The 10535-nt window shown below is 27.5% G+C and carries 10 protein-coding genes and 1 riboswitch; of the genes, 9 read left to right on the forward strand and 1 reads right to left on the reverse strand.

Going from position 1 to position 10535, the window contains the following annotated elements:
• Positions 1 to 144: 144 nt before the first annotated feature.
• Positions 145 to 189: riboswitch (PreQ1 riboswitch) on the forward strand.
• Positions 190 to 283: 94 nt separating this feature from the next.
• On the forward strand, positions 284 to 835 hold the full coding sequence (locus KQI16_RS12475) for an ECF transporter S component (protein ID WP_119865717.1): 552 nt from the start codon (positions 284 to 286) through the stop codon (positions 833 to 835).
• The gene (locus KQI16_RS12480) at positions 832 to 1524 is read left to right on the forward strand and encodes a radical SAM protein (protein ID WP_119865716.1); all 693 of its coding nucleotides are present in this window, start codon (positions 832 to 834) and stop codon (positions 1522 to 1524) included. The genes KQI16_RS12475 and KQI16_RS12480 overlap by 4 nt, the downstream gene beginning before the upstream one ends.
• A 185-nt stretch (positions 1525 to 1709) precedes the next feature.
• Here the strand turns inward: KQI16_RS12480 and dusA are convergent, their stop codons facing one another.
• A complete protein-coding gene (dusA, locus tag KQI16_RS12485) occupies positions 1710 to 2750 on the reverse strand; it encodes a tRNA dihydrouridine(20/20a) synthase DusA (RefSeq protein WP_216434870.1) in 1041 nt (346 codons plus the stop codon).
• A gap of 148 nt (positions 2751 to 2898) precedes the next feature.
• Between dusA and KQI16_RS12490 the strand changes: the two genes are divergently transcribed.
• The 7 genes from KQI16_RS12490 (at position 2899) to KQI16_RS12520 (ending at position 10392) form a co-directional block, all read left to right on the forward strand.
• Positions 2899 to 4908, forward strand: a complete 2010-nt coding sequence (locus tag KQI16_RS12490) for a molybdopterin-dependent oxidoreductase (RefSeq protein WP_216434872.1) — start codon at positions 2899 to 2901, stop codon at positions 4906 to 4908.
• A 116-nt stretch (positions 4909 to 5024) separates the two neighbouring features.
• A complete protein-coding gene (locus tag KQI16_RS12495) occupies positions 5025 to 6395 on the forward strand; it encodes an MATE family efflux transporter (protein WP_216434874.1) in 1371 nt (456 codons plus the stop codon).
• Between the two features lie 36 nt (positions 6396 to 6431).
• A complete protein-coding gene (locus KQI16_RS12500) occupies positions 6432 to 7148 on the forward strand; it encodes a YoaK family protein (RefSeq protein WP_216434876.1) in 717 nt (238 codons plus the stop codon).
• A 114-nt stretch (positions 7149 to 7262) separates the two neighbouring features.
• Positions 7263 to 8555, forward strand: coding sequence for an alpha-amylase family glycosyl hydrolase (locus KQI16_RS12505; protein WP_216434877.1), 1293 nt, complete (start codon positions 7263 to 7265; stop codon positions 8553 to 8555).
• Positions 8556 to 8711: 156 nt separating this feature from the next.
• Complete coding sequence (locus KQI16_RS12510) at positions 8712 to 9584, forward strand: DMT family transporter (protein WP_216434879.1); 873 nt, start codon at positions 8712 to 8714, stop codon at positions 9582 to 9584.
• Between the two features lie 3 nt (positions 9585 to 9587).
• Entirely contained in the window at positions 9588 to 10040 is a 453-nt protein-coding gene (locus KQI16_RS12515) for a GNAT family N-acetyltransferase (RefSeq protein WP_216434881.1), read from the forward strand.
• A 133-nt stretch (positions 10041 to 10173) separates the two neighbouring features.
• Positions 10174 to 10392, forward strand: coding sequence for a DUF3892 domain-containing protein (locus KQI16_RS12520; protein ID WP_286173133.1), 219 nt, complete (start codon positions 10174 to 10176; stop codon positions 10390 to 10392).
• The last annotated feature ends 143 nt before the right edge of the window (positions 10393 to 10535 follow it).

Below are 10535 nucleotides of genomic sequence, written 5' to 3' on the forward strand. Positions count from 1 at the left end.
TATGAACAATCAAAGGCTGGAGTGCCCTTGGAGCAAATTTTTCAAGCCTTAAAAATTGCCTAGGAGGAGTCTATTCAATTTTTATGGTAAATAATGCTATGAAATTTGCTCATTTATAATATATTTATAAAACTCCATAGAAATATGGGACTTGTTCGAGAACTTCCAAGTATAAAAAACTAAGGTATTAATATAGTGGCAGTATATTAAGTTGTATCCTTAGATACAGCTTTTTTATTTGAAGCTGTAAGTTCTCCACATCAAAAGATTTGGAGGGGATAAAATGAAAAAAAATTCGACCATAAGATTAACTTTTATAGGAATAGGTATTGCATTAAATATTATTGGTGCTTTTATAGCTTTAATATTAAGGCTGCCTATTTTACTTGATTCAATAGGAACTATTTTAGTAGCTTTCCTATATGGCCCATTATATGGAATTGTAACTGGTGTTTTAGGAAGTTTAATAAGTGGTTTTACTTATGATATTTATTCTATATATTTTTCACCAGTACAAATAATTATAGGTGGAATAGTAGGGTATTTAGCCAAAAAGGATGGATTTAAAGGAAAGAAGTTGTTTTGTAATTTACTCATACTAACAATACCTACAGGAATTGTTGGAGCAATTATAGCTTATTATCTCTTTGATGGAGTAACATCTTCAGGATCAAGTTATTTAGTTCAAATTTTAACTTTTCTAGGTTTTAGTAAAAAATTTATTATATTTCTCATTCAGTTTATAACTGATTATATGGACAAGTTTTTAGCAATTAAGCTAATAATTTTAGTACTTAAAAAACTTCCGAGTAATATTAAGGAGAAAGTATCATGAATAGGTACAGCAAAATAACAGAAAAAGTAAAAAGGGAAATTGTTTTGTTAAAGGCTTATCCTTGTATCTGGGGGAAATGTTCCTTTTGTGATTATATTTTAGATAATTCTTCTGATAAAGAGGAAATAATTAAAACTAATGAAGAGATATTAAGAAATATAACAGGAGAATATAAGGTTCTTGAAGTAATAAATTCAGGAAGCTGTTTTGAAATTCCAAAGGAGAATTTATTATTAATTAAAGAAATAATAAAGGAAAAAAAGATTGAAAGATTATTTTTAGAAAGTCATTGGTGTTATAAAAATAGAATAAAAGACATGAGAGAGTTTTTTGAAATTCCTATAACTTTTAAAATTGGAGTAGAAACTTTTGATTACGACTTTAGAAATAAGGTATTAAATAAAAATGCGAAGTTTATTGGTATAGATGAATTAAAAAAATATTTTGATTCACCTTGTATAATGGTAGGTATAGAAGGTCAAACAAAACAAATGATTTCAAGGGATATTGAGATATTGCTAAATAATTTTGAACATGCTACAATAAATGTTTTTGTAAATAATAGTACAAAAGTTAAAAGAGATGATGAATTAGTTAAATGGTTCATTGAGGAATATAAAGAACTTTTAGATAAAAATGATAAAATTGATGTGTTATATAATAATACCGATTTTGGGGTAGGAGATTAATTTTTCAATTTTTAAGGAGGCTTTTCAAAAATAAGATAAATTGAATTTTTATAAGCAAATTTAGTATTAATTTTATAGTTAGTAGGGACAGTATTAGCTGTCCCTATTAACTATAAGATATTCTTTTATTAGTATTTTCTGAACTTTATTAATATATAAAGAATGAGAGGCTTTATTTTGATATATTATTTCCATAGTACATCTTCTGGCATTATTTCAAAGATTTTATTTAAAGTATCTAAAACTGTTTCTTTTTTTATTGCTGAAGAAGATAAAAGCTGTTTATATTGTCCGTTTCCCCTTTGACCATGGAATAAGCTTTGGAGAGGGAAAACAAGGGAATGAACATTTGAACCAATTTCTAATTCTTCTTCAACATAAGGAATATATTTTCTAATTATTTCACCTCTAGATAAAGGTGATATATTTTCTGAATTACTATCTAACTTATATAAATTTGCTAATAAGTAGGCATCCTCATAGGCAGCTCTTCCAATCATTACTGCATCTACATGCTTTAAACCCTCTTTAATTTGCTCTAAAGTTTTAAAGCCACCGTTGATTTCGATATTTAAATAATCAAATTCCTTCTTTAATCTATAAACCATATTATAGTCAAGAGGAGGAATATCCCTATTTTCCTTTGGGCTTAAGCCTTTTAGTATTGCAGTACGAGCATGAATAGTGTATCTATCAGGCTTTGCTTTAGAGATAGTACTTAAAAAGTCTAGAAGATCTTCATAACCTTCCATAATAACCTTAGATTTTTTATCTGTAATTATACCTGTGCCATCAATTCCTATTCTATGTTTAATAGTAACTGGCTTATTTGTAGCCTCCTTCATAGCACATAAAATTTCGTAAACTAATTCTTTTGAGGACATAAGAGCTGCTCCCATTAAGTTTCCAGAAACCCTATCAGATGGGCAGCCACAATTCAAGTTAATTTCACTATAATTAAAATTTTCTGCTAGTTTTACTGCTTTGAAGGCATCCTCTGGATTAGAGGCTGCAATTTGAAGGGCTACTTTACCTTCCTCTTCTCTGAAAAATAGAACCTTTTCTAAATCACCATAGATAATAGCTTGGGCAGTAATCATTTCTGTATATAAAAGCATATCCTTATCCATAATTCTAGAAAAGTACCTGAAGTGCCTATGGGTTTTATCAACCATTGGAGCTATACTTACTTTTGGATTTTCAATATTAGAAATATATTTTTCCATCCTTAGTTTCCTTTCAAATATTTATGAGTTATTATATATAATATATATTTAAAATATATTATAGCATATTTTTTTATAGCAATAAGTAAGATTGTAAGCTTATTAGATAATAATAAATTTATAAATAAAAGGGGGTTCATTATAAGTTATGGAAAAGAAAAGTCAAGGATGTACTTTAGATTGTTTTGACTGTTGTAAATTTGATATATATGTGGAAGATAATAAAGTAATAAAAATACAAGGAGATAAAAATCATCCTTTTACTAAAGGGTTTGTTTGCAAGAAGGGCTTAGCACATTTAGATAGATTGTATCATAAAGATAGGCAATATAGTCCCCTTATAAAAGTAGATGGAAAGTTTAAAGAAATATCTTTTGAAGAGGCTATAAATGTAATGGCAGGCAAAATCAAAGAATATAAAGAAAAATACACATCTAAATCTATACTTTATTATGAACAATATGGTAATGGTTCGATATTAAAAAGCATAGGTGAAGTTTTTTGTAATTTTTTAGGAGGAGTAAGTTTTTCTAAAGGAGGCCCTTGTTGGAGTGCTGGAATAGAAGCTCAAAAAAGAAATTTTGGTGATGTTAAAAGTCATGCCTTAGAAGATATGCTTAACAGTAAAACAATAATTGTATGGGGAAAAAATCCTGCTAATACTTCAATACATACAATGCAAAGTATAAAGAAAGCTAAATTAAATGGAAGTAAAATAGTTGTAATAGATCCTATATATACAAAAACTGCAGAACTAGCAGATAAATATGTAAGAGTAAAAGCAAATGGTGATGGAGCCCTTGCTTTGGCAATGGGAAAAATTATTATAGAAAAGAATTTAGTTGATATAAATTATATTAATAAATATGTAAAGGGTTATGAGGAATATAAAAAATATGTGGATAGTTTGAGTTTAGAAAATTTAATTAATATATGTGGTGTAGAAAAAAATGATATAGAGGAATTAGTAGAATTATATACTAATAAATATTCTACTATTTTATTAGGATATGGAATGCAGAAATATAAAAATGGTGGAAACACAATTAGTTTAGTAAATATTTTAGGAGCAATTACCGGTCAAATAGGTGAAAGCGGTGGAGGAGTAAATTATGCCAATAGAGTTTTTCCTCAGGTCTTAAATTCTGATCCATATAATAGTTCAAAATATGCTGAAGGAAGATATTATTATGTAAGTCAAATAGCCGATTTTATTAAGGCTTCCTTAGAAAATAGGGATTATCATGATGAAAATAAATTATATTCTATAGATGCAAAAAATAAAAAATATAATATTCCTATAAAGATGGCTATAATTACAAAAAGCAATTTGCTTAATCAATTAGCAGATTTAAATAATTTAAAAGCTTCCTTATCAAAGGTTGAATTTAAAGTTTGTTTTGATATGTTCTTAACTGATACAGCAATGGAATGTGATTTATTTATTCCAACTACAAGTACCTTAGAAAGTGAAGATATAATATATAGTTCTATGATGAATCCGTATATAATTTATAATGAAAAAGCTGTAGAGCCTAAGGAAAGATTGATGGATGAATATGAATTTTTCATGGAACTTGCTAAGAAGTTAGAAATAAAGGAATATCCCATGGTAAGTAAAAAAGAGTATCTAGCAAAAGTTATAGAACCTTTTAAAAAATATAATGAAAATATGAGTATAGAATACTTAAAAAATAATTATTTTACCTTGCATAAAGCAGTTCCCTGGGCAGATAAAAAGTTTGAAACTAAGTCAGGAAAATTTGAAATCTTCTTTAATGAAAATTTATATTTAAATTCGCAAGAAGATTTAGATAGTAATAATGAAGAACTTAGGCTATTGACTATTCATGGAAGAGATAGCTTATCAAGCCAGCATTTTATGGACTATGAAGGAATTGCTATAGCCTATATAAATGAAAATATGGCTAATAAATTTAAAGTTAATAATGATGCTATTGTATATTTAGAAAATAATATTGGTAAAATACAAGTTAAATTAAAGGTTGATAATGCCGTTTCTGATAATATTGTTATGATGTATGCAGGATGGTGGAAAAAACATGGAAATCCTAATTATTTAACCGATTCAGGATTATCAGATATAGGCGGACAGGTTACTTACAATGAAACAAGGGTAAAAATAAAAACTATCTAAAAATAAAAATATATCTTATAATGGAAAAGTGCTCTAGCATAACTCAAAAGCTGCTAAGCACTTTTTTAGTTCAGACTTTTAATATTAATTTTTATTTAATAAAGGAGGGGATTTTAATGGGGCTAATTAATATAAAAGAATTATCAAGAGATAAGAAATTTATTAAAAGGGTAATAACAATTGCAATACCGATAGCCTTCCAAAATCTTTTAAATACAATTTTGAATTTAGCAGATAATATTATGATTGGAGCTTTAGGAGAAAGTGCTATTGCAGGAGTAGGACTTGCCAATAGGGTTTTCTTTGTTCTTACTTTATTATTATTTGGTATAGTGAGCGGATCTTCAATATTAACTGCTCAGTATTATGGAAAAAGAGATATTAAAAATATTAGAAGAGTTTTAGGAGTTTCTTTGTTTCTTGGATTATTAGGGTCTTTAATATTTCTTCTTGGAGGATTATTTATTCCCAAAATAGTAATGCGAATTTTTACTCCTAATGAAGGAACAATAGAAATCGGTGCTTCCTATTTAAGAATAGTAGCATTAAGTTATCCAATTACTGCAGTTACAAATTCTTATATTGCAGTATTAAGGGCAACAAATGAAGTAAAGGCACCAGTTTTTATTACTATAATATCTATTTTTGTAAATGTTATTTTTAATTATACTTTTATTTACGGCAAGTTTGGAGCAGCAGCTATGGGAGTAAGAGGAGCTGCTTTAGCAACATTAATTGCAAGAATAGTTGAAGCTTCTTTAATCTTATATGTTGTATATAGAAAAGAATGTGAAGCGAGAGCTAAAATTAATGAATTAGTAGATGTCAACAAGGAGTTTATAAAAAAATACTTTATAACAGTATCACCTGTAATTGCAAATGAATTTATGTGGGGATTAGGTGTTACAATATATTCTCTAGTTTATGGAAGAATGGGCGATGATGCAGTTGCCTCTATAACAATAACCCAAAATGTTGAACAAATTTGTTTTGTATTATTACAGGGCTTAAGTGCAGCTACGGGGGTAATTTTAGGTAATGAGCTTGGAGCAAATAAGCTAAAAAAAGCAGAAAAACATTCAGAATATATTTTTACAATGCAAATCATATTAGTAGGAATATTGGCTGTTTTTTGTTTAATAATTAGAAAACCTCTTATTAATTTATTTGCAGTAAGTGAGCAGGTAGCTTATAATATAAAAAATTGTTTAAATGTATTTGTAATATATTTGCCATTTAGATCCTTTAATTTAGTAAATATAGTTGGTGTATTAAGATGTGGAGGAGATACAAAGGCAGCTTTATTTCTAGATATAAGTGGAGTATGGCTTGTTGGTATTCCAATGGCTTTCTTGGGGGGAATGCTGTTAAATCTTCCGATTTACTATGTTTATGCTATGATAACCTTTGAGGAATTTTATAAATTTATTTTAGGCCGTAGAAGATATAATAAGAAATTATGGGTTAGAAATATTGTTGGTGCATAGTTTATAAAAGATAAAACAAGAGGTAAGATTAAGGATATGAAGATAAAAAGGAAATTTAGAGAAATTGTACCAAGTCATAATAATACTCATGAGTCATTAAGATTAGGAATAATTCTTGCAGCTGTAGGGGGATTTTTAGAGGCTTATACCTACATTGGTAGAGGAGGAGTATTTGCTAATGCTGAAAGTGGAAATATTGTATTAATTGCTATAGGCCTGGCACAAAAAAATTATAAAATGAGTATTCTTGCTTTTATTCAGGTTATAGCCTTTATATTAGGAGCATTAGCAAATGAAACTATTAGACAAAGAGAAAGGGAAAAGGGAATTCATCCTAATAGATACAGTAAAATAGTATTATTAGTTGAAGCTGTTATTTTGTTCATAGTAGGATTAATACCGGAAACTGTTCCACACAGCTCAGTAACATCAATTATTGCATTTATTTCAGGTATGCAGATATCAGCTTTTAAAACTCTTGTAGATTCTCCTTATAGTACAACTATTTGTACAGGAAATTTAAGGTCTGCCTCAGAAGCTTTTCTTAAAGCAATTAAATATAAAGATAAGCTTAATAGGGCAAGAGGAATAAGATATTCTATTGTTATTATATTTTTTGCTTTGGGAGCAGCTTTAGGCGGAATATTAACAGAGGAAATTGGGGTTAAATCAATATTTGCAGCAAGTTTTCTACTTTTAGCGGCTTTAGTAATATTCTATCTTGATAACAAGGAATCTAAAGATGAAATTTGAGTAAATTAGCCAAAATATGGCCCTTAGTTTTGTAAGAAAACATAATTTTAAATTAATTTTTAGAATGTTAGAATTAAGCTGTAGTAGTAAATCTTAAAATATGGAGGGGTTTATATGGCAGTAGACACTAATAAAAGATTAAAACATAATGTAATATATTCAGTTTATGTTAGAAATTATGGTAAAATGGGAACATTCAAAGAAGTAGAAGAAGACTTAGATAGAATTAAAAAATTGGGAGTAGATATCATATGGCTAATGCCAATACATCCAATAGGAGTTAAAAATAAAAAGGGAAGTCTTGGCTGTCCTTACTCAATAAAAGATTATAGAAAAGTTAATCCAGAGTATGGTACTTTAGAAGATTTTAAAAGTTTATTAAATGCAATTCATGAAAAAGAAATGAAATGCATAATAGATGTTGTTTATAATCATACTTCTCACGATTCCTGGCTGGTAGAAAATCATCCAGAATATTTTTATAGAAGGAAGGATGGTTCTTTTGGAAATAGAGCTGGGGATTGGTCTGACGTTATTGATTTAAATTATGAAAATAAGGACTTATGGGACTACCAAATAGAAACATTAAAGTATTGGGCTTCAATTGGAGTTGACGGCTTTAGATGTGATGTTGCTTCAATGGTGCCAGTAAGTTTTTGGAGAAGGGCAAGGGAGGAAGTTGCAAAAATTAATAAGGATACTATATGGCTTGCAGAATCTGTTCATTTAAGCTTTCTTAAAGCTTTAAGGAAAGAAGGAATAGAAGTGCACAGTGATGGTGAATTATATCAAGCCTTCGATATTCTTTATGATTATGATGTAAATGAGGAATTTAATAATTATTTTAACGGCAAAGGAACTTTAAAGGCTTATATTGATAAGTTAAGCTTACAGGAAGGAATATATCCTAATAATTATATAAAATTAAGGTTTTTAGAAAATCATGATCAAGAAAGAGCAGCAAAAAAGATAAAAGATTTTAATTTATTAAAAATTTGGACCAAATTTATTTATTTTCAAAAGGGAACAGTATTAATTTATAATGGACAAGAGGCTTTAGAAGAAAAAACACCAAGTCTTTTTGATTTAGATAAAATAAATTTTAATAATACTAATGAAGAATTGGTTTATTTGTTTAGAAGTTTATATAATATGAAGAAGGATAAAGTATTTTCTGAAGGATATTATGAGATAAATATATTAAGCAATAAAGAAGTTGTGGTAGCCTCCTATGAAATGAATAATGAAAAACTCTATGGAATATTTAATTTTGGAAAAAAGGATGATGTAATAGAATTAGAAATTAAAGATGGGGAGTATTTAGACTTAGTAGAAAATAAAAAGATAGTAATTCAAGATAATAAGCTTTTAATAGGTAAAGAAGCCTTAATATTTAAAGTAAAATAATAAATATGGGGATATATCAGAGTGATCATGATAGATCCCCTTTATTTTTTATAGGGCTTTAATAAATAATAAGATTAGGAAAAATGTTGACTCCATAAGATAAAAGATATATATTAGATTTTAAATTATTTATTATTAAATGGGAGATAAATTATTATGAAAGCAGAGCTTAAAAATATTATTGCTATGATTATATTTGGAACAATTGGAATTTTTGTTAGATATATTTCTCTCTCTTCTGGAGAGATAGCCTTATTTAGAGCGCTTATTGCCTCCATTATAATTATGATTTATAAATTTATAAAAGAAAAAAAGATAAGTTTTGGAGAAGTAAAAAGAGACATTTTATTTTTATTTTTATTTTTATCTGGAGTAGCAATAGGATTTAATTGGATTTTACTTTTTGAAGCTTATAAATATACTACTGTTTCAATTGCTACATTAAGCTATTATTTTGCTCCTGTAATGGTTATGTTAGTATGTCCTATTTTATTTAAAGAAAGGATTACCATAAAACAAATAATGTACTTTATTATGGCAACAATTGGATTGATTATGGTCATAAATGTAAAAAGTATAGATAAATCTAATAATATTGGCATTGCTTTCGGTTTAGGAGCAGCAGTACTTTATGCAGCTGTAATAATACTTAATAAGTTTATTAAAAATGTTACAGGTATTGATAGAACATTAATTCAATTTATTGCTGCAATTATAGTCTTACTTCCTTATATATTAGGGACTACAGGAATAAATATAGGGAGTTTAAAACCTAATAGCATAATAAGTCTCTTAATACTTGGAATTATACATACTGGCTTTGCTTATTGTTTATATTTTTCATCTCTTAAGGATTTGGAAGGACAAGAGGCAGCAATACTAAGTTATATTGATCCCCTTGTTGCAATAATTATTTCATTAACAATTCTTGGAGAAGCAATTACTTTATTGCAGATTATTGGAGGATTAATTATTTTAAGTTTTACATTATTAAATGAAATCAATTCTAATAATAAAGAAAGAGGTTAATATATGAAAATTATATCAATTAGAAAGCATCCTGAATATAAAGATAGTGCTATTAAATATTTTCAAAGCAAATGGGCAAATCAAAATAGCATGATGGTATATCATGATTGTATAACAAATGCTATTACTAGTAATAATCCATTACCACAATGGTATTTGCTTATGGATGATTTGAAGATAGTAGGATGTTCGGGATTAATTACTAATGATTTTATAAGTAGAATGGATTTATATCCTTGGTTATGTGCCTTATATATTGAAAAGGATTATAGGGGAAATGGCTATGGTGCTAAGTTAATAGAAGCCGTGAAATATGATGCAAAAGAAGGTGGATTTACTAATTTATATCTGTGCACAAGCCATATAGGATATTATGAAAAATATGGTTTTGAATATGTGGGTAATGGTTATCATCCATGGGGAGAAAGTTCACGTATATATACAATAAAGTTATAAATAAAAAAGCTGATGTAATTATATTTAATACTTTATATTTATATGAATAAAATGAGGAGATTTTGGATAAAAAAATATTAATATAATAATTTTAATAAGTATTATTATATAAAGAAAAAGGATGGTGTTAAATATGAAAATTACAGCAGTAAAAAAGGATAGTAATGGTACTATAACTGAGTATAAATTAGATAATGGAACTGTAATTAATCAAGAGCAAGCAATTCAAATGACCGAAAATCATCAACTTGAAGGATGTAACGTAGGTACCGCCCGTAATGGTAAAAAATATATAAGAAGTAATGCTGATGGAGATGAATCAAATAATTTAGATCAATTGCCAACATTTTAGAACTATAAAAATAACTGATGTTTACACTAGTGTTTAATTTTTAGAAAAAATTTTCAGTTGACATTTGGACTATAATCATTTTTTATAACAAAATTCTTAATTCAAACTAATATGGAATATTATTCCTCGTTTAATGGGCAGAC

The sequence above is a fragment of the Caproiciproducens sp. MSJ-32 genome (assembly GCF_018918055.1).
Lineage (GTDB): Bacteria > Bacillota > Clostridia > Clostridiales > Clostridiaceae > Clostridium.